The following is a 25,361-nucleotide window of genomic DNA, read 5'->3' as shown; positions in this document are numbered from 1 at the left end:
GGGGGCGGGGCGAGAACTCCCGGGCGCACGCGAGTGGGTGCGCGTCGTGCAAGGCCGACCGAAACGGAGTGCATGCATGGGAACCAGCATCTGCCCCTATGCGCTGGACGCGCTGGGGCGTGACCAGGCGGGGGAGGCCGCGACGCTGCGCGGGCAGGGGGCCGCGGTCCGGGTGAGCCTGCCGGGCGGGGTCGCCGCGTGGGCGGTCGTGCGCCCGCAGTACATCAGGCGGCTGCTCTCGGATCCGCGGGTGTCCAAGGACGCCCGCCGGCACTGGCCGCTGTTCACGCGGGGCGAGATCACCGCCGACTGGCCGCTGTTTCCGTGGGTGGCCCTGGAGAACATGCTCACGGCGTACGGGGAGCGGCGCGCGAGGCTGCGCCGGCTGGTCTCGGGCGCGTTCACCGCACGCCGCATCGAGGCGCTGCGGCCCCGGATCGAGGAGATCACCGGCGAGCTCCTGGACGAACTGGCCGAGGTGCCGGCCGGCCAGGTGGTGGATCTGCGGGCGCAGTACGCGCAGCTGCTGCCGATGCGGGTGATCTGCGGGCTGATCGGCGTGAGCCAGGAGGCCGAGAAGCTGCTGGGCGCCGCGATGGACACCGGCTTCAGCTCCTCGGCCACGGCCGAGGAGATGGCCGGCGCGATGGCCGACATCGAAGGGGTGCTGGCACGCCTGGTCGCCGCCCGGCGCCGGGAGCCGGGGGAGGACCTGACCTCCGCGCTGCTGCAGATCCGCGACCAGGGCGACGAGCTCACCGAACAGGAGCTCGTCGACACGCTGCAGCTGCTGCTGGCCGCCGGACTGGAGACGCTGACCACCTTCATCACCAACGCCATCGCCGAACTGCTCATCCGTCCCGAGCAGCTGGCACACGTGACCTGCGGCCGCGCGGACTGGGACACCGTGGTCACCGAGACGCTGGGGACCCGCGCCCCGGCCTCCTACATGCCGCTGCGCTACGCGGTGGAGGACATCGAGCTGGACGACGTCGTCATCAAGAAGGGCGACGCCATCATCGTGTCCTTCGCCGCGGCCGTCCTCGATCCGCAGGCCTACGGCGAGGACGCGGAGCGCTACGACCTGCTGCGCGCGCAGCGCCGCGACAACCTCGCCTTCGGCCACGGCCCGCACTACTGCCTGGGGGCGCCGCTGGCCCGGGTGGAGGCGGCCGTCGCGCTGCGCGCGCTCTTCGAGCGGTTCCCCGGCATGACCCTGGCCGTCGCCCCCGGACAGCTCGAGCCCATCGAGTCGTTCATCGTCAACGGCCACCGTGCGCTTCCGGTGCGGCTGCGGTAGCCGCCTTCGGCCGACGCACGGTCCCTGCGGCCTCCGGGCCGCGGGGACCTTCCCGTTCTCCGGCGGTGCTCCAGCGGGGCCACAGCCGGCATCGAGCGGTCTCGGAGACCGTGGCGGCAGGGTGAAGGAGGGGGCGATGAGCCGCAGCGAGAGTACGCAGGCCCTGATCCGGGTGGAGCGCGGAGACGCCGGCGAGGAGGAACTGGCCGCCCTGGCCCTGGTGTTCCTCGCCCTGCTCGCGAACAGCGCGCGGTGCGGCCCGGCGCGGCCCGGCGCGGGCCCGCACCGGTGGCGGGGCGACGGCGCCTACCGCGCCCCGGACAGCTGGCAGTGACCCCCGCGGACCGGGAAAGGTCCGGGCCGCAGAGCGGGGCAGGCACATCTCATTTACAAACCGCATGGGCGGTTTATAATCTTGGGTAGCGGCCCGAGGCGACTCGGCGGCGCCCTAGGAAGGGACCTGTCATGGTGGCGACGACTGCCTCAGCTTCGGTCGAGGCCGAACCAACCCCCCTCGGCGGGCGCATCGCCGAGCTGCACGAGATCCGCGCCCGGGCGCTGGCCGGACCGGGCGCGAAGGCGACCGGGGCCCAGCACGCCAAGGGCAAGCTGACGGCGCGCGAGCGCATCGGACTGCTCCTGGACGAGGGGTCGTTCAGCGAGGTCGAGCAGCTGCGCCGGCACCGGGCGACCGGGTTCGGCCTGGAGGACAAGAAGCCGTACACCGACGGTGTCATCACCGGCTGGGGCACGGTGGAGGGCCGCACGGTCTTCGTCTACGCGCACGATTTCCGCATCTTCGGCGGCGCGCTGGGCGAGGCCCACGCCACGAAGATCCACAAGATCATGGACATGGCCCTCGCGGCCGGTGCCCCGCTGGTCTCGCTCAACGACGGCGCCGGCGCCCGTATCCAGGAGGGCGTCTCCGCCCTCGCCGGCTACGGCGGCATCTTCCGGCGCAACACCAAAGCGTCCGGGGTCATCCCCCAGATCTCGGTCATGCTCGGCCCGTGCGCGGGCGGCGCCGCCTACAGTCCCGCCCTGACCGACTTCGTCTTCATGGTCCGCGACACCTCGCAGATGTTCATCACCGGCCCGGACGTGGTCAAGGCCGTCACCGGCGAGGAGATCAGCCAGAACGGCCTCGGCGGCGCCGACGTGCACGCACAGACCTCCGGCGTGGCCCACTTCGCCTACGACGACGAGGAGACCTGCCTCGCGGAGGTCCGCTACCTGCTCTCGATGCTGCCGCAGAACAACCGCGAGAGCGCCCCGCGCGTACGCTGCGACGACCCCGCGGACCGCCGCGGCGAGACACTGCTCGACCTGGTGCCGGTGGACGGCAGCCGGCCCTACGACATGGCCGAGGTGATCGGGGAGATAGTCGACGACGGCGACTACCTCGAGGTCCACGAACGCTGGGCCCGCAACATCGTCTGCGCCCTGGCCCGCCTGGACGGCCAGGTCGTCGGCATCGTCGCCAACCAGCCCCGGTCGCTGGCGGGGGTGCTGGACATCGGGGCCTCGGAGAAGGCCGCGCGCTTCGTCCAGATGTGCGACGCCTTCAACATCCCGCTCGTCACCCTGCTCGACGTGCCGGGCTTCCTGCCGGGCGTCGGCCAGGAGCACGGCGGCATCATCCGCCACGGGGCGAAGCTGCTGTACGCCTACTGCAACGCCACGGTCCCGCGGATCTCGCTGATCCTGCGCAAGGCCTATGGTGGTGCCTACATCGTCATGGACTCGCAGTCGATCGGCGCGGATCTCACCTACGCCTGGCCGACCAACGAGATCGCCGTGATGGGCGCCGAAGGTGCCGCCAACGTCATCTTCCGCCGCCGGATCGCCGAGGCCGAGGACCCCGAGGCCGTGCGGGCACACCTGGTCAAGGAGTACAGGGCCGAACTGATGCACCCGTACTACGCGGCCGAGCGCGGGCTGGTCGACGACGTGATCGACCCGGCCGGGACCCGCGAGGTGCTCATCCGCTCGCTGGCGATGCTGCGTACCAAGCACGCCGACCTGCCCTCGCGCAAGCACGGCAACCCCCCGCAGTAATTCTGCATGATGCAAGTGGTTTGCGGCGTCGGGCCCTGTCGGCCGCCGACGTCCTCTCGCCCAGGAGGCAGCATGGTCAAGCAGGAACGAGCCGCCCGAACCCGGCGCGCGCTGATCCAGGCCGCGGCCGAGGTGTTCGCGCAGGAGGGCTTCGTCCCTGCGTCGCTCAGTGCCATCAGCGAACGCGCCGGTGTCAGCAACGGCGCGCTGCACTTTCACTTCGCCAACAAGCGGATGCTCGCCGAAGCGGTCGAGGCGGAGGCCGCCGAGACCCTGCGCCGGATCACCGAGGCGGCCCGGGCCCGGCAGACCAACTCCCTGCAGTGGGTGGTGGATGCCACCCACGAACTGATGGACTTCCTGGCCCGCGACGTCGTGGTCCGCGGCGGCTTCGAACTCGCCGCCGACGCCGCCCGCCGCGCGGAGTCCCCCCTGCGCGGCCAGTGGCAGGGCTGGGTCGAGGACGCCCTGCGCACGGCCGAGCGCCGCGGCACCCTCGCCGAGGGCGTGTCGTGGACGGACGGAGCCTGCGTCATCATCGCCGCGACCACGGGCTTCGAAGTGCTCGGCGGCACCGACGCCGCCTGGCTCGCCCGGCGCAACGTCACCCGCCTGTGGGAGCTGCTGCTGCCGCGGCTCGCCGACGGGCAGGGACTGGCGGCGCTGGCGAGCGCGGGCTCCCGGCCGCCGACCGCCGCCCTGTGACATGCCGTCGGCGCCCGCGCGCTGACGCATCGCCGGCGCTTGCGCGCTGACGCATCGCCTGGCGCGCGGCAGGAGCCCGCCGATCGAAACAGGATGGATGGTCTGTTAATTGATCACCGTCCCGCCCCGCCGCCCCCCGGTCCGGCGCTCGAGACGGGATGCAGAAGGACTCTCGATGTCCTGGAACCTCCCTGTAGCGAGGGGCAGTTGCCCCTGGACTGCCTGGTCGCGGGCCCGGCTCCCGGGCAAGCAAACAGCGCATGCGGTTTTCTGTTGACAGACCGGGCGTGCGGTTTTTACGCTGGTCCACGCTGGGACCGGCATCCGCTGACGGCCATGGAATCCCCGGAGTACTCGAGGACATGAGACAAGGGAGAGCGCGTGAACATCGAGCTACTGGGCACGCTGGACGTCAGGGAGAACGGTGTCTCCATCACGCCCACCGCCCCGAAACCGCGGCAGGTCCTCGCTCTGCTGGCCCTCCACGCCGACCAGGTGGTCTCCGTCGCGGCGCTGACCGAGGAGCTGTGGGGCGGCGTGCCGCCGCGCAGCGCCAGGACCACCCTGCAGACCTACGTGCTCCAGCTGCGTGAACTCATCGCCGCCGCCCTGGAACAGGGCCGGCCCGAGGGAGGAAAGCGGCGCACGGCCAAGCATGTCCTGGCCACCCTGCCGGGCGGCTACCTCCTCGACAGCGCCGACGGCACCAGCGACGTCAGGGAGTTCGAACGGCTGGCGGGTGTCGGCTACCGGGCGATCGACGCCGGCGACTTCCAGGGCGCGGTACGGCAGCTGAGGAAGGGCCTGGAGCTGTGGACCGGCCCCGCCTTCGCCGACGTACAGCTCGGCGAGGTGCTGCGGATGGAGGCCAAGCGCCTGGACGAGACCCGGCTGTGCGCCCTCGACCAGCGCATCGAGGCGGACCTGCGGCTCGGCCGCCACCGCGACCTGCTCGCCGAACTCACCGTCCTCGTCAACCGCTACCCCACCCACGAGAACCTGCACGGCCAGTACATGCTCGCCCTGAACCGCTCCGGGCGGCGCAGCGAGGCCCTGGCGGCCTACCAGCGCGTGCGCGCCACTCTCGTACGCGAACTGGGACTCGAGCCGTCCGGCGAACTGCGCAGGATCCAGCGGCTGATCCTCATGGCCGGCCCCGACAGCGCGCTCGACCCGGCCCGCGGCAACGGCCGCGAGCGCCTGGTGCGCAGCAGCTGAGAACCGAAAAGAGCCGGACCTGCGCGCACCACCAAAAATCCGGTGACGACCGACCCCTTCCTTCACGACCGGAAATACCGCACCGGACCGGCGCGCCTGACCGATCGATCTTTACTGATGCATTCACGTTCCTCTCCATGCACCCTGCCCTGGTTGTCTGTTCTTCGAGGCTCGCTCGAACTCCGCTGAAGAAAAAGCTGCTTCAGCAGTGGGTGCGACTAGCCTGCCAGTTCGCCGACGACTTTCCGCCATGGGGGAGAGCCCGCGACGAACGGAGGAAACCATGGAGATTCGGGTTCTGGGTCCGCTGTGTGCCACCGTGAACGGCGGGTCGATCGTCCCGACCGCCGGGAAACCCCGGCAGGTGCTCGCCCTGCTCGCGCTGTACCCGAGCCGCGTCCTGCCCGTTTCCACACTGATGGAGGAGATCTGGGGGACGGAACTGCCGCAGAGCGCGATGACCACCCTGCAGACGTACATCATGCAGCTGCGCCGCTGCCTGGGAACCGCGATGGGCCCCGACGCACCGGGCGACGCGAAGAACGTGCTGGCCACCCGGCACGGCGGCTATCTGCTGCAGATCCCGCCGGAGTCGGTGGACGTGTACGCCTACGAACGGCTGGTCGCCTCGGGGCAGGAGGCCTTCGAAGAGGGCGGCGACGACAGGGCCGCCCACTGCTTCAGACAGGCGCTCGCCCTGTGGCAGGGGACCGCACTGGTCGACGTACGCCTCGGACCGGTCCTGGAGATAGAGGTCATGCGCCTGGAGGAGTCCCGGCTGGTGACCGTCGAGCGGCGCATCGACGCCGACCTGCGGCTCGGCCGGCACGCCGAAATCCTCGCCGAACTCGCCGACCTGATCGCCCGTCACCCCCAGCACGAGGGCCTGCACGCCCAGGCGATGGTGGCCCTGTACCGCTCCGGCCGGCAGGCCGCCGCACTGGAGGTCTACCGCAAGATGTGGCGGCGGCTGACGGAGGACCTGGGCGTGGAACCCTCACCGCAGCTGCAGCGCCTGCACCAGGCCATCCTCTCGGTCGACCCGGAACTCGACGTGGTCGCCGGCCCGCGGCGCGGCTCCACCTTCGACCGGTACGCGGCCTGAGCCTCCGCCCGCTCTCGAGCGCCGCTCGAGGACGCCGGGTGATTCTCGGATCCCGCCCTCCCGCGCGAGCCAGAGGCGGAGGAGAGGAGGATGCCATGGCGGACCAACAGCCCGTGCGGCTCTACTGTTTCGCGCACTCCGGTGGGGCCTTCGACCACTGGGCGGCGCACGTCGGCGCCGGCGTCGAGCCCGTCCCGGTGTTCCTGCCGGGCCACGGCCGGCTGCGGCACGCACCCCGGGCGACCACCCACCAGGCCCTGCTCGCCGCGGTGCTGCCCCGGCTCACCGGCGAACAGCGCGCCCCGTACGCCCTGTACGGACACGGCCTGGGGGCGATGGTCGCCCTCGCCGCGACGCGCGCCCTGCACGAGGCCGGCCTGCCCGGCCCCGCACTCCTGGCCGTCGGCGCCTGCCCGCCGCCCCACCCGCCCCACGCACTGCCCGACGCCCGGCGCGCGACGGACGCCGAACTGCTGGACGTCCTGGGCGGCCGCGGCGCCGTCCCGCCGCACAGCGACGAAGGGATCTGGCTGCGGGCCACCCTGCCGGTGCTCCGCGCCGACCTGAAACTCGAGCAGTCCCTGCAGCGGGCGGCCCAGCAGCCGCTCACGGCAGGCCCGCTGACCACCCCGCTGCTCGTCGTCGCCTCACAGGGCAACCCGCTGGCGCCGCCCGCGATCGCCGACGGCTGGCACCGGTGGACCCAGGGCCCCACCTGGCTGCGCACCGTCCCGGGCCGGCACTTCTTCGTACACGGCCGTGAACTGCCCCGGCTCCTGGGACGGGCCTGCCGGATCACCGGCCGCCTCGCCCGCCGGCCCGCGCCGGTCGGCTGAGCCCCGGTGCGTGCCCCCGAATTCCCGCCGTCCGGATATCTCTCCCGAACCCCGCCGGCGTGGTGCGAAGAGAAGGGTGAGCAGATGTCTGCCGAGCCTGCCCAGTGGACGACGCACAACGTGCGGGTGGCCGCTCCCGCGGGGGTGGTCTACACACTGATCGCCGACGCGGAGAAATGGCCGCTGTATTTCTCCGAGAACATCCATGTGGAACGCCTGGAGTTCGACGGTGAAAGAGAACGGCTGCGGATGTGGTCCCTCATGGACGGCCGGCTGAAAGCATGCATACTGCACCGCCACCTGGACCCCGTACGGCGCCGCATCGACCACCGGCAGGAACCGCCCGCCGCCCCGCTGGCCTCCATGACCGGCGTCCTGACCGTCCACGACCAGGGAACGCACGCCAGCGAGGCGGAACTGCGCTACGCCTTCAGCGTCGTCGATGACCTGCCCCACGACCGGGCATGGGCACAGCAGGCCGCCGACCGCAACAGCCGCATCCACCTCGCCGACCTCAAACGCCTCGCCGAACACTGGACACGGCTGGACGAACTGACGCTGGCCTTCGAGGAGTCCATCCGCGTCAACGGCCCGCCGGAGCTGGTCTACGACTTCCTCTACCGGGCCGCGGACTGGCCCGGATCGGTACCCCACATCACCCGGGCCGACCTCACCGAGGACGCCCCCGGAGTGCAGCACCTGAGCCTGCAGACGCTCACCGGGCACGGCGCGCAGACCACCGAATCGGTGCGGATCTGCTTCCCGCACGCGGGCCGCATCGTCTACAAGCAGACGGTGCCCCCCGCGGCGCTGGCGGCCCACACCGGTGAATGGTCCGTCGTCCCCGACGAGACGGGCGTGACCGTGACCGCCCAGCACACCGTCGTGCTGCGCGAGGAGAACCTCCCCACCGGGCCCGGCCGGCGGGAGGGCCTCGCCCACGCCCGCCGGCAGGCGCGCCGCACCCTCGGCGCCGGCACCCGCGCCCTGCTCACCCTGGCCAGGCAGCACGCCCAGAGCGCCGTGCGCATGCTGTGACCACACCCGGCCCGCCCCCGGCGCCCGCGCCGCCCGCGCTCGGGAAGCGCTGCACACCCGCTCGGGAAACCGGACGCCGGAGCGTTCAGCCACTAGCGTGCCCAGCCCGGCCCCTGCCGGCACGGACCGCCCAGGGACCGCCGGACGAGCACAGCCAGTCCCACAGAGAGCGGAGAGGAGCGTTGAGGGGGACCCGGCCACCCGCAGCGGACCGCACACCCCGCACACCATGACCGTTCACCGCTCCCCGCACCCGCCGGTCTTCGTGGTCGTCGAACCCGGGTCCGCGCCGTACCCGGCCCCGTGGCCCCTCGAACTGCACGGAGCGCTCGACGCCGTCGCCCTGGAGAAGATCCTGGGCGAGCTCACGTACGCCGGCCCGGGCCGCACCGCCGTACAGCACCGGCTGCTGCGGCACGCCCCCGACCACCACACCCTGCGGCTGTCCGCGGCACGCGGCACGTCCGGCACCCGCGTCTCCGGCCGCGTCGCCGACCTGCTCACCGAACCGCCCGTCACCCGCCGCCCGCTGACTCCCGCCCAGCACGCGGCCCTCGCCCGCACGGGGGAGCAGCGCTACGAGACGGTGGTCATCGAGCCGCGGGCCCCGCTCGACGCCGGCGTGCTGCGTCAGGCGCTGCGCACCCTCGTGGCCGCCCACCCCCAGCTGCGCTCCCGGCTCGACAGCAGGGGCGCCTGGCTGACCGCGGCCGCAACCGCCGGCGACCCGGCGGCCGACGCGGGCCAGGATCCCCTGGTGGAAGGCGAGTTCACCGACGAGGCCGGCTTCACCGAGGCACTGGCCGCCACCGGCCGCACCCTCGACGCCCGCACCGGCGTCCAGCTGCTCGCCCTGCTCGCCCGGGACCGCCGTGCGGCCGGCCCGCACGGCGACCGGCTCGCCCTGCTCGTCCACGAACTCGCCGTGGACGCCGGGTCCTGGCACATCCTGCTCGGCGACCTGACGGCCGCCCTCGACACGGCCGCCGCCGGCGCCCCGGCCCGGCCACGCCGCCTCCCCGACGGCCTGGCCGAGTGGATCGGCGAACTACGCCAGGTGGCCCGCGAACCCGACGAGGCCCGGCACTGGAGCGACGTCGCCGCACGCAGACCCCGCACGGCCGGCGTACGCTCCGCCCGCGCGCCCGGCGGGCGCCACCACGGCCCGGACGAAGCCGGGCACAGCGGATTCGTCCTGGCCCCCAGGCCGACCGAGCGCATCACCCGGGGCCTGGCCCGGCGGCTCGCACTGACTGCCGGACAGGTGCTGACCGCGGCGTTCGCCCTGGCCCTCGCCCGCTGGCACGACTGCGGCGAGGTCACCTTCGACGTCTGGGCCGACCCCCGGCCCGGCCACCGGGGCCTGCGACACCAGGTGGGCCGGCTCACCGACCCCTACCCCGTGCACCTCGCCCCGGACCAGGGCCTGGACCTCCCCGGCCGGATCGGCGCCCTGGCCGGGGCCCTGACGGCCTGCGCGGGGCGGGCCGCGGGCGGCGCCGGCTTCGGAGCCTGCCGCGCATGGAGCCCCGACCCGCTGCTCCGCCGCGACCTGCGCGAACTGCCGCCCGCCCAGACCTGTCTGATCCTGCACAGCTCCACCGAACGGCTTCCCGGCTCCACCGGACCGCTTCCCGGCTCCGCCGAACGGCTTCCCGGCTCCACCGGACCGCTTCCCGGCTCCGCCGAACGGCTTCCCGGCTCCGCCGGACCGCTTCCCGGCTCCGCCGAACGGCTTCCCGGCTCCGCCGGACCGCTTCCCGGCTCCGCCGAACGGCTTCCCGGCTCCGCCGAACGGCTTCCCGGCTCCGCCGGACCGCTTCCCGGCTCCACCGAACGGCTTCCCGGCTCCACCGGACGGCTTCCCGGCTCCACCGGACCGCTTCCCGGCTCCGCCGGGCCCGCGGACACCGGCGTCCCGGGCCGGGCCCGGTACCCGGTCGAGGTACGGGCCCGGATCGCCGACGGCAGACTGCACATCGGCCTCGACTGGGCGGCCGACGCCGCCGAAGGCGTCACCGGCGCCTCCGTCGCCGTCCTCGAGCGGCTGCTGCGCGACCTGCTGGCAGAGCTGGCCGACCTGCCCCCCGCCTCCTCCGCTCCCGCCTCCTCCGCTCCCGCCTCCTCCGCTCCCGCGCCTTCCGCTCCCGCCTCGTCTGCTCCCGTGCCCTCCGCTTCTGCCTCCGGCTTCCGGCCCACCGTTCAGCAGCGGGCCCTGTACACCGGCGGTGACGCACAGCCCGGCACCGGCCACCACGTCGAGCAGCTCGTCTGGGTGTGGCACGGCCCCCTGGACGCCGAACGCTTCCAGGCGGCCTGGCAGTCGGTGTCCGACTGCGAGACGGTGCTGCGCACCGCGTTCACCGGCGGCAGCCGGCCGCTGCTCGTGGTGCACGAACGGGTGGCGCCCGAGATCACCCGCCATGCCTGCGGCGACCGCGGCTGGTCCGCGTTCCTGGAACGCGACCGGCTGCGCGGCTTCGACCTGCGCCGCCCCGGAGCGCTGCGCCTGACCCTCCTCGACACCCCGCCGGCCCCGCCCGCCGGCCCCGCCGCCCCCACCCGGATCCTGCTCACCTACCACCGGGCCCTGCTCGACAGCTGGAGCGCACACCTGCTGCTGCGCGAGTTCTACCGCGCCTACCTCGCGGGCGGCACCCTGCCCGGCGGCGGACGCCGCCCCGACCTGCGCGACTACACCGCCTGGATCGCGGCCCAGGACCTCGAGCCCGCCCGGGGACTGTGGCGGCGCATGGCGCCGCCCGACGGCGCGGCGTCCCGGCCCGGCCGGCCCGCCGGACCCACCGGCACGACCGGCACCGGCCGCGCGCGGCTGAGCCTCGACGCCGCGGACACCGCCCGCCTCGCGCACTGGGCGGGCACCTGGGGCATCGCCGAGAGCAGCGTGCTGCAGGCCGTCTGGGCCATGCTCCTGTACCGGGCCTCCGGCGCGAGAGGCCCCGCCCCGGTCTGCTTCGCGGTGACCGTCTCGGGGCGCGGCATAGCGCTCGACGGCGCGGCGCGGATGCCGGGGCCGCTGCGCAACCCGCTGCCCCTGACCGTCGACGTCGACCCGGCGGACACCGTGCCCCGCCTGCTGCGGCACCTGCGCGACCGCGCCCTGGACATGGCCGCCTACGAATGGCTGCCCGCCCAGTGGATCCGCGACTGGGGCGGCGGCCAGGGCGCCGACCCCGCCGGCACGGTCCTCGTCTTCGAGGACCCGCCGCATCCCGTGGAAGGCCTCAGCGACGAACTCGCCGCCCACGGCATCCAGGCCGAGTTCCCCGGCACCCTGCCCGCCCGCTCCGCGCCGCCCGTCGCACTGCTCGCCCATCACGACAGCTCGGGCGCCCTGGTCCTGACCGGGGTGCACGACCGGGCCCTGCTCGGCGAGGAGGCGGCGGCCCAGCTGCTGGCACAATGCGCTCTGCTGCTGTGTGAACTGCCCCTGTCGGCGGGCGGGTCCACCACCGTGGCCGAGGCCCTCGCCCTGCTCGAGGGCAGCGCCGTACCGGACATGGCCGCAACCGCCGGGACGGAGCGGGCCGCCCCGCTGCTCACCCTGCGCGCGGCGCGCCAGGACCGGGCCGGCACGATCTGCCTGATCCCGCCGCCGGGCGCGTCCGCGACCTGCTACGACCTGCTGGCCCACACCTACCCGGGCCCCCAGGAACTGCTGGTGCTCACCCACGGCGCCGACGGCACCGGGGCCGCCCGTGCCGTGCGCGCCGCCGGCCGGCCCCTGCTCCTCGGCGGATTCTCCGGGGCCGGCGTGCCCGCCTGCGACCTCGCCCGGCGCATCGCCGCGGACGGCGGCCGCCCGCCCCGGATAGTGCTCACCGGCGCGGCCCCCGACGCATGGGACCGGGCCCGCGACCTGGCCCACGCCCTCCAGACCGCCTGCCGGCCGCAGCCCTGAGCCGGGCACCGCACGTCCCGGCCGGCCGCGTCGGCCGCGCCCCGCGTGGGGCCCCGGACACGCGGGACCGGGCCCGCGACCTGGCCTGCGCCCTCCAGACCGCCTGCCGGGCGCAGAGCTGAGTGGGCACCACGGGTCGCGGCCGGCGCCACCGGCCGCGTACCGCGTGCGGGTCCGGCCGGCCGGTGATCGTCCTCGACCGGCTCCCGAGTGGATCTTGCCAATCTGTGCAGACAATCGCACGCGGACCTGCGAAAGGGCGGACATGAGAAGGTTGTTGCACAGCGGCCGCAGGGCGCTGACGGCCCGCTGCCTGCGCCCGCTGTGGCGGTCCCTGGTGACTCTGGGAGCCGTCCAGAGCGACCCCTTGGTGCACTACTACGCGCTCTACGCGCCCGTTCAGGACCTGGATCCCCACGACCTGTTCGCGCGCCACGAGCCGGAGCCCTGCGGACCGCCGCCCGGCCACCCGGAGCGGCTGCGCCCGGACCTCGCGCTCACCGCGCAGGAACGGCGCCTGGACCGGGAGCTGTGGCCGGCCCACGACACCCCACGGCGTGCCTTCGGCGGCCGCTGACCGCTGCCGCTCACCACTCGACCAGGGCGAAACTCGCCGCCATGCCGCCGCCGAAGCCGGCCAGCAGGAGCAGCTCGCCGGGGCGGAAGGCGCCCGCGCGGGCGGCCGCGTCCAGGGTGATCGGGATGGACGCGGCTCCCGTGTTGCCGTAGTGCGTCAGCGTCCGGTGCATGGTGGCACGGGGCAGCGCCAGGTCCTCGACGACGGAGTCGAGCATGACGCCGTTGGCCTGGTGCGGAATGAAGTGGCCGATCTCCTCGGGCCCGACACCGGCCTCGTGCAGGAACCCCTTGACCAGCTGCGGCAGCCGCTCCACGACGAAGCGGCGCACCTCGCGCCCGTCCATCGCGAAGTACTGCAGGCCGGCGTCCAGGCCCGCCCGGTCGACGGGCAGCCGGCTGCCGCCCGCGGGCACCTGGATCAGGCCCGAGAGCTCACCGAACGTGTGCAGCGCGACATGCCGCACGAGCGGGCCCCGGCCCGCCGGGCCCACGACCATCGCGCCGGCGCCGTCCCCGAACAGCACGACCGTCTTGCGGTCGGCCGGGTTCAGGATCCGCGAGTACACGTCCGCGCCGATGATCAGCGCGTGGCCGCCGCGGTGCGTGAGGACGCCGCCGACCGCGGACAGCGCGAACACGGTGCCGGAACACACCGCGTTGACGTCGAACGCCGCGGTGCCCGACGCCCCCAGGTGGTGCTGTACGTAGGCCGCCGTGGGCGGCTGCGGCCGGTCCGGGGTGGAGGTGGCGACCGCGATCACCGACAGCTGCCCGGCGGTGATGCCGGCCGAGCGCAGCGCGGCCCGCCCCGCGGCCGCGGCCAGGTCCGACGTCGCCTCCCCGGGGGCGGCCCAACGCCGCTGCCTGATCGCTGTCTTGGCGGTGATCCAGGCGTCGTCGACCCCGGCAGCCGCGCCGGCTTCGTCGTTGGAGACGACCCGCTGCGGCACGTAGGCACCCGTACCAAGAATCCTGACCTCGCTCATCGCGAACCTCCAGAAGAATCCCCGCCGTCGGGCGGGGCAGGGATCGAAGACGCGCGGCCGCGGCGCGAACCCGCGGCCGCCCCGTCGGCGCGGCACGCGGGTACGCGCACGCGAGGGCTGCGCTAGCGCCGCTGGTAGATGCGCTTGTGGCCGCTGAGCCCGGCCAGCCGGAACGGCCCGGTCGTCTGCTCCGGGGTCGGGTGCTCGCCGCCGTCCGTGGGCAACGACCGTTCGTGCAGGGCGCGGTAGCCGGCGTAGTCGACCGGCCTGCGCCGGGCGATCGCCTCGCGGTGCGCCTGCGTACGCAGGTGCCCGCGGTAGCCGGCCACCACGGTCCCGGCGAAGAACTCCGCGACGCTGCCGGAGCCGTAGCTGAGGAAGCCGACGGGCCGCCCGGACAGGTCGTCCGCGTGGTCGAGCAACGAGGCAAGGCCCAGGTAGACGGACGCGGTGTAGCTGTTGCCGATCACGGTGTTGTAGGCCGTGGTCTGCCCGACGGCGCGCGCGATGTCGTCCGGGCCGGCGCCGTGCCCGCAGTAGTTCAGCAGGTGGCGGTGCGCCTTGTAGGCCATCTTCGTGAACGGCTGGTGATAGCAGAACGCGGCGAACTCCGAGAGCGGGTGACCGCCCTGCTCCGTGTAGTCCTTCCAGACGCCTTCGGCCGCCTGCAGATACGCGTTGATCGACTCCTGCCCGTCGACCAGCGCCGCGTCGCGGTAGTTGGGCCGCCAGAAGTCCATGACGTCGGCGGTGAAGAGGCCGGAGGGGTCCTCGACACGCACCAGGGCGGGATCCACGCCGACCAGCATCGCCACCGCCGCCGCGCCCTGTGTCGCCTCGCCCGGGCTGTCCAGCTCGTACTTGGAGACGTCGCTCGCGACCACCAGGACCTGCTGTGCCGGGTCACGATGCACCAGGCCGACGGCGAACTGCAGGGCCGCCGTCGCCCCGTAGCAGGCCTGCTTGAGCTCGACGACCCGGGTCGCCGACGGCAGCCCCAGCAGGGAATGGACGTACACACCCGCCGACTTGGCCTGGTCGATCGACGACTCCGTCGCGAACACGACGGTGCGGATCAGGTCGCTGCCGTGCCGGGCGACGATCGGCGCGGCGGCCGCCGCGCCCAGGGTCACGATGTCCTCGTCGGCGGCGGGGACACTCATCGACTCCTGGCCGATGCCCACATGGTATTTGCCGATCTCGGTGCCGTTGTGGCCGGCCAGCGCCGTGTGCGGCAGGACGAACTCGGCTGTCGCGAACGACAGGTCGTGTATTCCGATGGAGAGGGACATGCTCTATGCACCCACCTTCGCGGTCGTGTGGTCGCGTTCGAGTTGGACGTGCGCGCGCATGAGTTCACCCGGGTTGGTCTGGGCCGCCAGCAGCGAGAGCTCACCGCACAGCACGGTCGCCGCCGCGATGACGGCGAGCCGGCGCGCGTTGTGCCCGGGCGCGCGGTCGGCCCGGCAGCCCAGCCGGGTCAGACTGGTCTCCACGAACCCCAGGCCCTTGCCGTTGCCGACGGTGCCCACGATCAGGTTCGGCAGGGTGCAGGAGAAGTACAGGTCGCCGCCGCGGTCCTCGGCCATCGTCACGCCCTGGGAGCCCTCGACGATGTTGGCCGCGTCCTGGCCCGTCGCCAGATAGAAGGCGAGCAGCATGTTCGCGTAGTGGGCGTTGGCCGAGCGGATGCCGCCGGCGAGCAGGGTCCCGAGCAGGTTCTTGCGCACGTTCAGTTCGACGACCTTGGCGGCCGTCGTGTGCAGGACGGATTCGACCACCTCACGCGGCACGAGCAGTTCCGTGACCACGTTCTTGCCGCGTCCCAGGATGCCGTTGACGGCGGTGGCCTTCTTGTCGGTGCAGTAGTTCCCCGAGATCGACCCGTAGGAGATGCCCGCGACCGTGCCCAGCAGGTGTTTGAGCAGCGCGTCGGAGGCGAGGGTGGCCATGTTGTGGCCGGAGGCGTCGCCGGTGCTGAACTCGAAGCGGACGAACAGCAGATTGGCGGTGATCTCGTGCCGGATCCCGATCAGCTCGGCGAACCGGCTGCAGGTGCGCACCACGGCGCGCAGCTCGTCGATGCGCGCGTGGATGGTCCGCGCCGCCGCGTGGGCGGTCCCCGCGTCCGTGGCCTCCACGAGCACCGAACGCGTCATCCGCTCGTCGACGAGGGTGGCGACGATGCCCTGCTCGGCCAGCATGGAGACCTTCGCGCCGCGGCCCACGGAGGGCCACAGCGGCGACTCGTAGGTGGCCAGCGGCACAGGGGTCTCGGTGGTGGCGACGTTCCCCGATACGCGCAGGGGGCCCACCCACCTCATCGGGACCCCGGCTGTCGCGTGTGTGTCAGTCATCGTGTGCTTCCCGTCATCTCGTGGAGGGCGGCGACGGAGCCGGAACGCTGGGCGAGGCGACGTGTGTCGATGCTCCGGTCGGCGCAGAAGGAACGAAGGCTGCCGTGGATCAGCAGGTCGCAGCGGGTGAGGTCGGCGGGGGTGCGCGCGCCGAGCATGGTCTGCAGGGCCGCCAGCTGCTCGAGCCACGCCGAGATCCGCGCCACCAGCGCCGGCACACCGCCGTCGAGCAGGGTGGCGAGGAACCCCCCGGACACTCCGACGGCCCGGGCGCCGAGCGCGAGGGCGCGGGCGACGTCGAGCGGATCGCGGACACCGCCGGAGGCGAGCACGGGCAGGCCGACGTCCTGCGCGTCCAGCAGACAGGCGGCGGTGGACTGCCCCCAGCCGTGCAGGAACGCGTAGTCGGCGAGTTCACGCCGGCCGTTCTCGATGCGGGCGAAGTCCGTGCCGCCGCGGCCGCTGAGATCGGCCACCCGCACCCCCAGCTCCCGCAGCGCCAGGACGGTCTGCCGGCTCAGCCCGTTGCCGACCTCCTTGACGATGACGGGGACGCAGACGGCCGCCGCGATCCGCTCGATCTGCGGGCCCCAGGAGCCGAACGAGCGGTCGCCCTCCGGCATGGGCGTCTCCTGCGCCGTGTTGAGGTGGATCTGCAGGGCGTCGGCCCGCAGCAGATCGATGGCGCGCCGGGCGTTGTCGACCGACGCCGTCGCGTTGACGTTCGCCATCACGAACCCGTCGGGGTTCTCCCGGCGCAGGACGGCGAACGTGCCCGCGCACGAGGGGTCCTTGAAGTAGGCGTGCATGGAGCCCGACGCGATGGCCACCCCGGTCTCGCGGGCCGCGACCGCCAGGTCCCGGTTGATGACACCGGTTTTGGCGCTGCCTCCGGTCATCGCGTTGATGTAGAGCGGCGCCCGCCAGGTGAGGCCGGCGAAGGACGTGGCCAGGGACACCTGCGGCCGGTCGATGCCGGCCAGGGCGTGGTGGACGAACGACACCTCGTCGAACTGGTTGTGTCCGCTGCGCGCCTGCTGCTGCTCCATGGCGAGCCGGACGTGGTCGTCCTTGCGCTGAGCGCTCATCGCCCGATCCCTTCCACGGCTTCCACGGCTTCCACGGCTTCCACGGAGGCACGGACCGGCAGGGGCAGCACCCCGGCCGCGGCCCACCGCCGCCGTACGTATGCGATGTCCTGCGGTGCCGCGGCGTCCAGCAGGGCGATGCCGCAGTCGCCGCCCCCCGCCCCCGACGGCTTGGCCGCGCCGCCGACGCACTCGGCGGCCTCGCACAGCGCCGTCAGCTCGGCGGTGAACACGCCGAGGCCGATCTCGTCGTCAAGACGGGCCAGCTCCTGGCGCGCCCGCCGGATCTGGTGCATCAGGTCCGGGCCGTGGCCGGCCTCGAGCGCGCCGGCCGCGGCGCGCACGATGTCGGTGGTGGTCTGAACGAACTTCTGGTGCGAGGCGGTGCCCCGCCAGTCACGCCGGTGCAGGCCGGAGACGAGGGAGCCGGTGGAGGCCGGCTTCCCGGTCCAGCCGACCTCCAGACTCAGGCCGTCGGGCGGCGGCAGCCGGCGGACCGCGAAGCCCGGCCAGGGGGCGCGCAGCGCCTCCCGGATCCCCCGGCGGCGGGCCAGACCGAGCACGAAGGCCCGGTCTGGCGCCTGGTAGGCGATCCAGCCGCCCCAGACGCCGGCCGCGAGATCACCCCCGGAAGCCAGGGGGTCGATCCGGGCGGTGGCCAGCAGCGCCAGCCGGAACCGCTCCCGGGCCGGCAGCTCCAGGCCGCACAGCGCCGCCACGGCCGCCACACCCGCCACGGTCACCGCGCCGCTGGAACCCAGGCCGAACTTCCGCCCGCCCTCGTGCAGCTCGCTGCGGATCGACACGTCCAGCCCCGGGACGGGCAGGCCGTGTTCGGCCAGCAGCTCCGCCACGGTCTCGATCGCCGACACCACGTGCACCGGCCGGCCGGACGGCTGCCCCGCGCCGTGCGTGCCGTCCCCGGTGAGCCGGCCCGCGCACCAGCGCAGGCGCACCGGCCGCGGGCCGAGGTCGGAGGAGATCACGACGCCGGGCGCGCCGGAAGCGGACACGGTGACGCTGACATGGCGGTCGACCGCCACCAGGATCGCCGGGTTGCCGGGCTCCACCACCGCGTACTCGCCCGCCACGAACAGCTTGCCCGGCGCGCGCCGGACCACGGCCGGCCCGGACGGCTGACGGCTCATCGCCCGTCCTCGCCCTCGCCCAGCAGACGGGCGCCCGGCCCCGGACGGGCGATGTGCACGGCGCCCTGCGCGGCGGCGGCCCGCACCGCATCGGCCACCCGGTGCGCGTCCGCGCGACGGCAGAGCACCTTCACGTTCGGCCCGGCGTCCATGGTCGCGTAGGCCGCCACCCCGTCCCGCCTGAGCTGCAGCACGCCGTCCAGGACGCTCAGCGTGGCCGGCGACAGATAGCGCACCGCGGGGCGCGCCGCCAGCATCGTGGCGTGCATACCCAGCGCGTTGCGCTCCGCGATCTCGCCCACCGCCTCCAGGTCGCCGCGCAGCAGCGCGGCCCGCATCTGCGCCAGGTCGTCCCCGCTGGAGTCGGCCCACGGCCGGTACAGCGGGGAGGTGGCGACGGTGCGGCGCATCGCCTCGCGGCTGGAGACGGCCTTGGGCCCCGCGTCGACCACCGCGATGACCAGCGCCGGGTCGAGCCCGCCCGCGGGCACCGGCTCGGCGAAGGAGGCCAGGTCCGCCTCCCGGTCCGGGCCCGCGGACGGGCCCGCGTACCAGGCGGCGAAGCCGCCGAAGACGGACCGCGACGCCGAACCCGATCCGCGCCGCGCCAGCCGGGACAGCCCGGTGGCGTCGAGACCGAGCCCGTACGCGGCGGCCGCGGCGACCGCGAGGGCGGCGAACCCGCTGGCGGAGGATGCCAGACCCGCCCCGGTGGGAACGGTGTTGACGCTGTCCACGACGGCCCGCCGCGACAGCCCGGCCCGCTCGCGCACCAGGTCGAGGAAGGCCACGACGCGCCGCCGCGCCTCGCCCCGCGCGGGCACACCGTCGAGCAGGACCTCGTCGCGCCCGGCCGAGGCCGCGAGCCGCACACGGGTGGTCGTGGGGAAGATGTCCAGGGTCATCGACAGGCTGTCGGTCCAGGGCAGCAGCAGCCGCTCGTCGCGCTTGCCCCAGTACTTGATCAGCGCGATGTTGGGGTGCGCCACGGCGCTCGCACCGCCCGCCGCGTCCCGCACGCGCGGCCGCGTCCCGGTGGCCGGGTGTTCACCGCTCATGGCTGCCGGCCCCCGTCAGCGGTACCACCCAGGTCTGCACGGCGCCCGCCTCGCGCAGCCGCCGGATGACCTGCCCGGCGCCCTCGGGCCGGGCCAGCGCCAGGACACAGCCGCCCAGGCCGCCACCGGTGATCTTGGCCCCCAGCGCGCCCGCCGCGAGCGCCGCCTCGACCAGCGCGTCGATCCGGGCGGTGCTCAGCCCCGCGGCCCGCAGCAGCTCGTGGTAGTCCGTCAGGTGCGAGCCGAGCTCCTCGGGCCTGCCGTCGGCGAGCGCCTGCCGGGCCTCCTCGACGAGCCGGGTCGCGCGGCGCACGAAACGCTCCTGCGCGCCGGCCTGCCGCTCGAAGCCCGCGCGCAGCAGCTCGACCGCTTCCTTGGTGCTGCCCGCGGTGCCGCTGTCGGCGACGATGAACAGCTCCTCGCAGCCGATGTCCAGGTGCCGGGCCCCGCCCGCACGGAACAGCAGCGGGGCCGACGCGCCGACGGTCATGGCGTCGACGCCGCTGGCCCGGCCGTGCGTCATGTTCTCGGCCGTCTGCACCAGCTCGAAGGCCGTGCTCTCGCTCAGTTCCCGCCCGAACAGGTCGGCCAGGGCCAGGACGGCGGCGCGCGAGTTCGCCGCGCTCGAGCCCAGTCCCCGGCCCGGCGGGATCGCACCGTCCAGGACCACGTCCAGGTGCCGGCCGCCGCTGATGCCCATGCGCGCCCGGAACGCAGCGGTGAGCCGGCGCAGACTGTGCGAGGCCTGGGCCACGACCGCCCTCGACGCGGAGCCCGGCATCGTCAAGGACAGGCCGCCCCCGCCGTCGGCGGCGGGCGAGGACCATCCGGCGCTCGCCGTCACCGTCAGCTGCGGCACCGGAAGAGCGAGCGCCGGAGCCCCGTAGACGACCGCGTGCTCGCCGAGCACGATGGCCTTGGCGTGGGCGCGACCGGTACCGACCGGGCCGGCCAGGTGTTCGTCCGGTACTCCCGGCACCCCCGGTACCTCCTCCACTGAGGCCGGCAGAGTCAAGGCACTCAGCTCCCCTTGTCGTTTATGCATCGAGATCGCAATCGTCATGACGGAGCACGGACTTTCGGACAGCACGCTCTTCGGCCGAGACCCGACGGCCAAGAACCCACGGCCAGGAACCCACGGGCCAAGACCCGACGGCCGGGACCCCTTCACCAAACGGCCCGGTACAGCCCAGAGCCGGCGCTGCTCAGAGCTGACGCTGCAGAGCGATTTCCGTGAGTTCCTCGATGTCGAACTCCGAGCGCCGTCCCGGCGCGCCGTAACGGGTTATCTTCCCGCGGCTCACCCATTTCCGGATGGTCGCCTCGGTCACTCCCACGGCGAGTGCCGCCACATTCGTGGGGACAAGCCTGTGGCGCGGTGGTCTGCTCATGCGCCGACACCCTTTCGCTGCCGCTCCATGAGCCGCCTCAGAGTGAGCAGCTCGTGCGATTCCCAGGAATGTCCGGCCGAGCAGCTGATGCCGCCGCCCACCGTGTTCTTCGCCGTCCGGTGCTGCGGGGCGGCACTGATCGTCCCGGTGCAGCCGTCCATGACGCACTTCCTGATGAGCGTCTGGAGCCGGCCCGGGTCGGGGTCGACTATGCGGCGCAGTTCAGCGGTGATGCTCTCGATCTCCTCCGCGAACTCGGCGGCCGGGGGCTGCGCGGTGAGCCACCTCAGATGCCGGACCAGGAACCGCGCCAAGTGCGCGGCGGTGCGGTCCGGCGCCGCGGTCCCGAGCTTCTCCAGGACGATCTCCGACCATGACTCCAGCACCGCGACAATGTGGTGCCTGCTGTCGAGCACGGATATGTCGAGGAAGTCATTGCGGCGACTCCCCGAAACCTTTGTCGGGTTCGTTCGCCTGGATGCCGGCGACACCTGGTTCAGGCATTCCTGGTAGAGATACGGAAGGGCGCGCAGATGACGCTCCACCTGCCGCAGACAGGCGGCACACAGGAGGGAATCGGCGGCGGTGCGGACACCCTCGGTGTGGCATCTGGGGCATGAGTGAACCTGCATCGAGTCTCCTTCATTTCAGATCCGTAGGGGAATTCCGCGGTCCGTTCCTGGTCTGCCGATGAGTTCCTCCCGAACAACGAGTCGGGGTGCGTTTGAGGAGAACGTACGGACGAGCGGTGGAGTCCCTCTCAAGCCCCGTTCGGGAATCACTCGGCGGCATTTCTCGAGCCGGCTTCCAGCTGGATCCGAGCTCGGGTTGAGCGCCTGCACCGACGGTTGCGGCGGAAGGAGGCGCTGTGGACACCACACACCGAGGCGAACGCTCAGCCGGCGTCGTACTCACCGCAGGGCCGCCCCTGGCGGCGGCCGTTCAGTTTCCCCCGGGCGACCCGGCCCCGCCGGGCCCGGACATCACGCACCCCGCCCCGCCCGCCGGAGGCGGCGCGGCGGCCAGCCTGGAGATGTGCCTCGTCGGCGCCGGACCCCGGGGCCTTTCCGTACTGGAACGGCTCTGCGCGCAGGAGCGCAAGTCGCCCCGCTGGGACGCCGTCACGGTGCACGTCGTCGACCCGGACCCGCCCGGCCCGGGACGGGTGTGGCGCCCCGCGCAGTCCAGGCACCTGCTGATGAACACCGTCGCCTCCCAGGTCACGCTCTACACCGACGCCAGCGTGCGCATCGAGGGCCCGCTGGCGGAGGGGCCGAGCCTGTACCAGTGGGCCAGGGCACTGGAGTCGGCCACTCTCGAGCCCGCCTCAACGGCCCACGACGCGCAGATCATCGCCGAGGCGCGCCGGCTGGGACCCGACAGCTACCCCACCCGCGCGCTCTACGGCTGCTATCTGACCTGGGTCTTCCAGCAGGTCGTCGCGGACGCACCCGCACATGTGAGGGTGCGCACGCACTCCGTACGGGCCGTCGCCCTGCACGACCACGGCGCCGGACACGCACGGTCGCAGACCGTCGTGCTCGAGGACGGTACCCGGCTGGCCGGCCTGTCCGCGGTCGTCCTCGCCCAGGGCCACGTACCGGCCCGAGCCACCGAGACGGAACGGGAACTGACCGCGTTCGCCGCCCGGCACGGGCTGACCTACCTGCCCCCCGCCAACCCGGCCGACGTGGACCTGTCGGGCATCGGCCCCGGCCGCAACGTGCTGGTGCGCGGACTCGGCCTCAACTTCTTCGACTACCTGGCACTGTTCACCCACGGCCGCGGCGGCCTCTTCACCCGCGTCGACGGCCGGCTGGTCTACCAACCCTCGGGCCGCGAACCGCGCCTGTACGCGGGATCCCGGCGCGGTGTGCCCTACCAGGCGCGCGGCGAGAACCAGAAGGGCCCCCACGGACGCCACACCCCCCGGCTGCTGACCGCCGGATACATCGCGGCGCTGCGCGCCCGGAACCCCCACCGCGGAGCCATCGACTTCGCCGCCGACCTGTGGCCGCTCGTCTCCAAGGAGGTGTGCGGCGTGTACTACGCCGCCCTGCTCACGGCACGCGGCGAAACCACCTCCACCGTCGAGGAGTTCATCGAGGACTACCTGCACGCCGAACCGGGACGGGCCGAGGACCGCCTCCTGGACGACACCGGGATCCAGCAGGCCGAACGCTGGGACTGGGAGCGCATCGCCCGCCCCTACGGCCCCCGCGTCCTGCGCGACCTGGCCGCCTTCCGCCGCTGGCTGCGCGGCCACCTCGACGACGATGTCCGCCTGGCCCGCCAGGGCAACGTCGACGGCCCCGTCAAGGCCGCCCTCGACGTCCTGCGCGACCTGCGCAACGAACTGCGGCTCGCCGTCGACCACGCCGGCCTGACGGCCGCCTCCCACCGCGACGACCTCGAGCGCTGGTACACCCCGCTCAACGCCTACCTGTCCATCGGACCCCCGGCGTCCCGCATCGAGGAGATGGCCGCACTCATCGAGGCGGGCGTCCTCGACGTGACCGGCCCCGGCCTGCACGTCCGTGCCGACGCCCACGACCCCCTCGGACCCTGCTTCACCGCCACGTCCAGCGAGATACCCGACGCACGGGTGCGGGCCACGGCACTCATCGAGGCCCGCCTGCCCGAAACCGACCTGCGGCGCACCGCGGACCCCCTGATGAACCAGCTGCTGCGCACCGGACAGTGCCGTACGTACCGCATCCCCGGCGAGGACGGCACGTCCTACGAGACCGGCGGCCTCGCCGTGACCGAGCGGCCCTTCCACCTCATCGACGCCCAGGGCGTACCCCACCCGCGGCGCTTCGCCTACGGGGTGCCCACCGAATCCGTGCACTGGGTGACCGCCGCCGGCATCAGACCCGGCGTCGGCTCGGTCACCCTCGAGGACTCCGACGCCATCGCCGCGGCCGTCCTGGCCCTGCCCCCGCCCGGGCCGGCCCGGCCGGACACCGGCCCCACCGGCCGCACGGCGCCCGCCGCGCTCCCGCCCCCGAACACGAAGGCCGGCGCATGAGCAACCCGCCCGAAGAAGCACCGGCCGGGGCGCTGCCCGCCCACCTGGACACCGGACTGCTCTCACCGGTCAGGGCGGGCACCCCCGCCGAGGCGGCCGTGGGCGACCGCGCATGGCTGCAGGCGATGCTCGATGCCGAGGCGGGCCTGGCCCGCGCCCAGGCCCGCTGCGGCACGGTGCCCGCCGACGCGGCCGCGGCCATCACGGCCGCCGCCCGCGCCGACCTGCTGGACGTACGCGAACTGGCGCTGGCCGCGCGCGAGACCGCCAACCCGGTCGTCGGCCTGGTCAACGCGCTGACCGCGCTGGTCGCCGAACGCGACCCGCAGGCCGCCGAGTACGTCCACCGCGGCTCGACCAGCCAGGACGTCTTCGACACCGGCGCCATGCTGGTGGCCGCGCGGACGCTGCGCCTGATCATCGCCGACCTGCGCGACGTGGCCGCCGCGCTGGGCGGCCTCGCCGCCGAACACCGCGACACGGTGATGGCGGGCCGCACCCTCACCCTGCACGCCGTGCCCACGACGTTCGGGCTCAAGGCCGCCGGATGGCGCGCGCTGGTCCTCGACGCCGCCGAACGCCTGGAGCGGACCGCCCGCGACGGGCTTCCGGTGGCGCTCGGCGGCGCCGCCGGAACACTGGCCGGCTATCTGCAGTACGCGGGCGAGGGCACCGATCCCGCCGCCCTGCTCGACGAGCTCGGCGCCGCCTTCGCCGCCGAGACGGGCCTGGCCGTACCGGTACTGCCCTGGCACGCCCTGCGCACCCCCGTCGCCGACCTGGCGGCCGGCCTCGCCCACACGGCCGGGGCCCTCGGCAAGATCGCCGCGGACGTGCTCGTGCTCACCCGCACCGAGGTGGCCGAGGCCGCCGAACCCGCGCTCGCCGGCCGGGGCGCCTCGTCGGCCATGCCGCACAAGCGCAACCCCGTCCTCGCGACCCTGATCCGCTCGGCCGCCCTCCAGGTGCCCGCCCTGACCGCCGTACTGCACCAGTGCATGATCGCCGAGGACGAACGCCCGGCCGGGGTGTGGCACGCCGAATGGCAGCCGCTGCGCGAATGCCTGCGGCTCACCGGCGGCGCCGCCCACACGGCCGTCGAACTCACCCGGGGGCTCGTCGTCCACGCCGACCGGATGCGCGCCAACCTCGAGGCGACCGGGGGAGCGCTCGTCTCCGAGCGGGTCTCGGCGGTCCTGGCACCACGCCTGGGCAAGACCGCCGCCAGAGAACTGCTCACCCGGGCGGCACAGCTCGCGGCCGCCTCCGGCCGGCCACTGGCCGACATCCTGGCCGAACTCCCCGCGCTCGCAGGCGTGCTGGACCGGAAGGAGGCGGCCGCGCTGCTCGACCCGGCCGGGTACACCGGCGCCGCCGGCCCACTGGTCGACCGGGCGCTCGCCGCACCGGCCCCCGCCCGGCCCCCGCAGCCGTGACCCACCTGTGCCGGACAGGCTTGCGCCGGGCCCGGGTTGACCGGGCCTGTGCCGTGCGGGCTTGCGCCGGGTCTGCGTCGAAGGGGCCTGTGCCGTGCGGGCTTG

21 protein-coding genes are annotated in these 25,361 nt (G+C 73.8%); 12 read left to right on the top strand and 9 right to left on the bottom strand.

Annotation, left to right across the window (positions count from 1 at the left end):
• Positions 1-76: 76 nt before the first annotated feature.
• The 10 genes from ACFWBB_RS21755 (at position 77) to ACFWBB_RS21710 (ending at position 12,759) form a co-directional block, all read left to right on the top strand.
• The gene (locus ACFWBB_RS21755; RefSeq protein ID WP_385274808.1) at positions 77-1,300 is read left to right on the top strand and encodes a cytochrome P450; all 1,224 of its coding nucleotides are present in this window, start codon (positions 77-79) and stop codon (positions 1,298-1,300) included.
• A 136-nt stretch (positions 1,301-1,436) separates the two neighbouring features.
• Positions 1,437-1,634, top strand: a complete 198-nt coding sequence (locus tag ACFWBB_RS21750) for an acyl-CoA carboxylase epsilon subunit (RefSeq protein WP_385274805.1) — start codon at positions 1,437-1,439, stop codon at positions 1,632-1,634.
• A gap of 131 nt (positions 1,635-1,765) precedes the next feature.
• Positions 1,766-3,358: an acyl-CoA carboxylase subunit beta gene (locus ACFWBB_RS21745; protein ID WP_385274802.1), complete on the top strand. Its 1,593-nt coding sequence runs from the start codon at positions 1,766-1,768 to the stop codon at positions 3,356-3,358.
• Positions 3,359-3,430: 72 nt separating this feature from the next.
• A complete protein-coding gene (locus ACFWBB_RS21740; protein ID WP_385274799.1) occupies positions 3,431-4,063 on the top strand; it encodes a ScbR family autoregulator-binding transcription factor in 633 nt (210 codons plus the stop codon).
• A 381-nt stretch (positions 4,064-4,444) separates the two neighbouring features.
• Complete coding sequence (locus tag ACFWBB_RS21735) at positions 4,445-5,281, top strand: BTAD domain-containing putative transcriptional regulator (RefSeq protein WP_385274796.1); 837 nt, start codon at positions 4,445-4,447, stop codon at positions 5,279-5,281.
• 283 nt (positions 5,282-5,564) lie between these two features.
• Positions 5,565-6,386 (top strand): BTAD domain-containing putative transcriptional regulator, encoded by an 822-nt coding sequence (locus ACFWBB_RS21730; protein WP_385274793.1) that lies wholly within the window; start codon positions 5,565-5,567, stop codon positions 6,384-6,386.
• A 95-nt stretch (positions 6,387-6,481) separates the two neighbouring features.
• Positions 6,482-7,222: a thioesterase II family protein gene (locus tag ACFWBB_RS21725; RefSeq protein ID WP_385274790.1), complete on the top strand. Its 741-nt coding sequence runs from the start codon at positions 6,482-6,484 to the stop codon at positions 7,220-7,222.
• Between the two features lie 84 nt (positions 7,223-7,306).
• Positions 7,307-8,260: an aromatase/cyclase gene (locus tag ACFWBB_RS21720; RefSeq protein ID WP_385274787.1), complete on the top strand. Its 954-nt coding sequence runs from the start codon at positions 7,307-7,309 to the stop codon at positions 8,258-8,260.
• A 229-nt stretch (positions 8,261-8,489) separates the two neighbouring features.
• The gene (locus ACFWBB_RS21715) at positions 8,490-12,182 is read left to right on the top strand and encodes a condensation domain-containing protein (RefSeq protein ID WP_385274784.1); all 3,693 of its coding nucleotides are present in this window, start codon (positions 8,490-8,492) and stop codon (positions 12,180-12,182) included.
• A gap of 265 nt (positions 12,183-12,447) precedes the next feature.
• Entirely contained in the window at positions 12,448-12,759 is a 312-nt protein-coding gene (locus ACFWBB_RS21710; RefSeq protein WP_385274781.1) for a DUF6059 family protein, read from the top strand.
• A 10-nt stretch (positions 12,760-12,769) separates the two neighbouring features.
• On the opposite strand, the gene ACFWBB_RS21705 is transcribed toward ACFWBB_RS21710, so the two are convergent.
• The 9 genes from ACFWBB_RS21705 to ACFWBB_RS21665 all read right to left on the bottom strand — a co-directional run bounded on the left by ACFWBB_RS21705 (position 12,770) and on the right by ACFWBB_RS21665 (position 21,175).
• Positions 12,770-13,747 carry a 3-oxoacyl-ACP synthase III family protein gene (locus tag ACFWBB_RS21705; RefSeq protein WP_385274778.1) on the bottom strand — a complete coding sequence of 326 codons (978 nt, stop codon included), beginning with the start codon at positions 13,745-13,747 and terminating at the stop codon, positions 12,770-12,772.
• Positions 13,748-13,869: 122 nt separating this feature from the next.
• Positions 13,870-15,039, bottom strand: coding sequence for a hydroxymethylglutaryl-CoA synthase (locus ACFWBB_RS21700; RefSeq protein WP_385274775.1), 1,170 nt, complete (start codon positions 15,037-15,039; stop codon positions 13,870-13,872).
• 3 nt (positions 15,040-15,042) lie between these two features.
• Positions 15,043-16,104, bottom strand: coding sequence for a hydroxymethylglutaryl-CoA reductase (locus ACFWBB_RS21695; protein ID WP_385274772.1), 1,062 nt, complete (start codon positions 16,102-16,104; stop codon positions 15,043-15,045).
• The gene (gene fni, locus ACFWBB_RS21690) at positions 16,101-17,192 is read right to left on the bottom strand and encodes a type 2 isopentenyl-diphosphate Delta-isomerase (protein WP_385274769.1); all 1,092 of its coding nucleotides are present in this window, start codon (positions 17,190-17,192) and stop codon (positions 16,101-16,103) included. The genes ACFWBB_RS21695 and fni overlap by 4 nt, the downstream gene beginning before the upstream one ends.
• Positions 17,189-18,340, bottom strand: coding sequence for a phosphomevalonate kinase (locus ACFWBB_RS21685; RefSeq protein WP_385274766.1), 1,152 nt, complete (start codon positions 18,338-18,340; stop codon positions 17,189-17,191). Before ACFWBB_RS21685 ends, fni begins: the two co-directional genes overlap by 4 nt.
• On the bottom strand, positions 18,337-19,398 hold the full coding sequence (gene mvaD / locus ACFWBB_RS21680; RefSeq protein WP_385274763.1) for a diphosphomevalonate decarboxylase: 1,062 nt from the start codon (positions 19,396-19,398) through the stop codon (positions 18,337-18,339). The genes ACFWBB_RS21685 and mvaD overlap by 4 nt, the downstream gene beginning before the upstream one ends.
• Positions 19,388-20,377 carry a mevalonate kinase gene (gene mvk, locus ACFWBB_RS21675; RefSeq protein ID WP_385274760.1) on the bottom strand — a complete coding sequence of 330 codons (990 nt, stop codon included), beginning with the start codon at positions 20,375-20,377 and terminating at the stop codon, positions 19,388-19,390. Before mvk ends, mvaD begins: the two co-directional genes overlap by 11 nt.
• 226 nt (positions 20,378-20,603) lie before the next feature.
• The gene (locus ACFWBB_RS21670; RefSeq protein ID WP_385274757.1) at positions 20,604-20,789 is read right to left on the bottom strand and encodes a hypothetical protein; all 186 of its coding nucleotides are present in this window, start codon (positions 20,787-20,789) and stop codon (positions 20,604-20,606) included.
• Positions 20,786-21,175, bottom strand: coding sequence for a hypothetical protein (locus ACFWBB_RS21665; RefSeq protein WP_385274754.1), 390 nt, complete (start codon positions 21,173-21,175; stop codon positions 20,786-20,788). The genes ACFWBB_RS21670 and ACFWBB_RS21665 overlap by 4 nt, the downstream gene beginning before the upstream one ends.
• 647 nt (positions 21,176-21,822) lie before the next feature.
• On the opposite strand from ACFWBB_RS21665, the gene ACFWBB_RS21660 reads away from it, so the two are divergent.
• Together ACFWBB_RS21660 and pcaB are read left to right on the top strand one after the other, a co-directional pair.
• Entirely contained in the window at positions 21,823-23,820 is a 1,998-nt protein-coding gene (locus ACFWBB_RS21660) for an FAD/NAD(P)-binding protein (RefSeq protein WP_385274828.1), read from the top strand.
• A complete protein-coding gene (pcaB, locus tag ACFWBB_RS21655) occupies positions 23,817-25,256 on the top strand; it encodes a 3-carboxy-cis,cis-muconate cycloisomerase (RefSeq protein WP_385274752.1) in 1,440 nt (479 codons plus the stop codon). The genes ACFWBB_RS21660 and pcaB overlap by 4 nt, the downstream gene beginning before the upstream one ends.
• Positions 25,257-25,361: the final 105 nt, after the last annotated feature.

Source organism: Streptomyces sp. NPDC060000, from assembly GCF_042737375.1.
In the GTDB taxonomy this organism is placed as follows: Bacteria; Actinomycetota; Actinomycetes; order Streptomycetales; family Streptomycetaceae; genus Streptomyces.
Note: the sequence above shows the minus strand (reverse complement) of the source record. Positions and strands in the feature narration are given on the sequence as shown.

Coding starts and splice junctions, on each gene's coding strand:
- ACFWBB_RS21705 (WP_385274778.1), bottom strand. CDS start 13,747: ATGAGCGAGGTCAGGATTCTTGGTACGGGTGCCTACGTGCCGCAGCGG.
- ACFWBB_RS21715 (WP_385274784.1), top strand. CDS start 8,490: ATGACCGTTCACCGCTCCCCGCACCCGCCGGTCTTCGTGGTCGTCGAA.
- ACFWBB_RS21670 (WP_385274757.1), bottom strand. CDS start 20,789: ATGAGCAGACCACCGCGCCACAGGCTTGTCCCCACGAATGTGGCGGCA.
- mvaD (WP_385274763.1), bottom strand. CDS start 19,398: ATGAGCGGTGAACACCCGGCCACCGGGACGCGGCCGCGCGTGCGGGAC.
- ACFWBB_RS21710 (WP_385274781.1), top strand. CDS start 12,448: ATGAGAAGGTTGTTGCACAGCGGCCGCAGGGCGCTGACGGCCCGCTGC.
- ACFWBB_RS21740 (WP_385274799.1), top strand. CDS start 3,431: ATGGTCAAGCAGGAACGAGCCGCCCGAACCCGGCGCGCGCTGATCCAG.
- ACFWBB_RS21695 (WP_385274772.1), bottom strand. CDS start 16,104: ATGACTGACACACACGCGACAGCCGGGGTCCCGATGAGGTGGGTGGGC.
- ACFWBB_RS21660 (WP_385274828.1), top strand. CDS start 21,823: ATGTGCCTCGTCGGCGCCGGACCCCGGGGCCTTTCCGTACTGGAACGG.
- ACFWBB_RS21725 (WP_385274790.1), top strand. CDS start 6,482: ATGGCGGACCAACAGCCCGTGCGGCTCTACTGTTTCGCGCACTCCGGT.
- pcaB (WP_385274752.1), top strand. CDS start 23,817: ATGAGCAACCCGCCCGAAGAAGCACCGGCCGGGGCGCTGCCCGCCCAC.
- ACFWBB_RS21685 (WP_385274766.1), bottom strand. CDS start 18,340: ATGAGCCGTCAGCCGTCCGGGCCGGCCGTGGTCCGGCGCGCGCCGGGC.
- ACFWBB_RS21730 (WP_385274793.1), top strand. CDS start 5,565: ATGGAGATTCGGGTTCTGGGTCCGCTGTGTGCCACCGTGAACGGCGGG.
- ACFWBB_RS21745 (WP_385274802.1), top strand. CDS start 1,766: ATGGTGGCGACGACTGCCTCAGCTTCGGTCGAGGCCGAACCAACCCCC.
- ACFWBB_RS21755 (WP_385274808.1), top strand. CDS start 77: ATGGGAACCAGCATCTGCCCCTATGCGCTGGACGCGCTGGGGCGTGAC.
- fni (WP_385274769.1), bottom strand. CDS start 17,192: ATGAGCGCTCAGCGCAAGGACGACCACGTCCGGCTCGCCATGGAGCAG.
- ACFWBB_RS21700 (WP_385274775.1), bottom strand. CDS start 15,039: ATGTCCCTCTCCATCGGAATACACGACCTGTCGTTCGCGACAGCCGAG.
- ACFWBB_RS21750 (WP_385274805.1), top strand. CDS start 1,437: ATGAGCCGCAGCGAGAGTACGCAGGCCCTGATCCGGGTGGAGCGCGGA.
- ACFWBB_RS21720 (WP_385274787.1), top strand. CDS start 7,307: ATGTCTGCCGAGCCTGCCCAGTGGACGACGCACAACGTGCGGGTGGCC.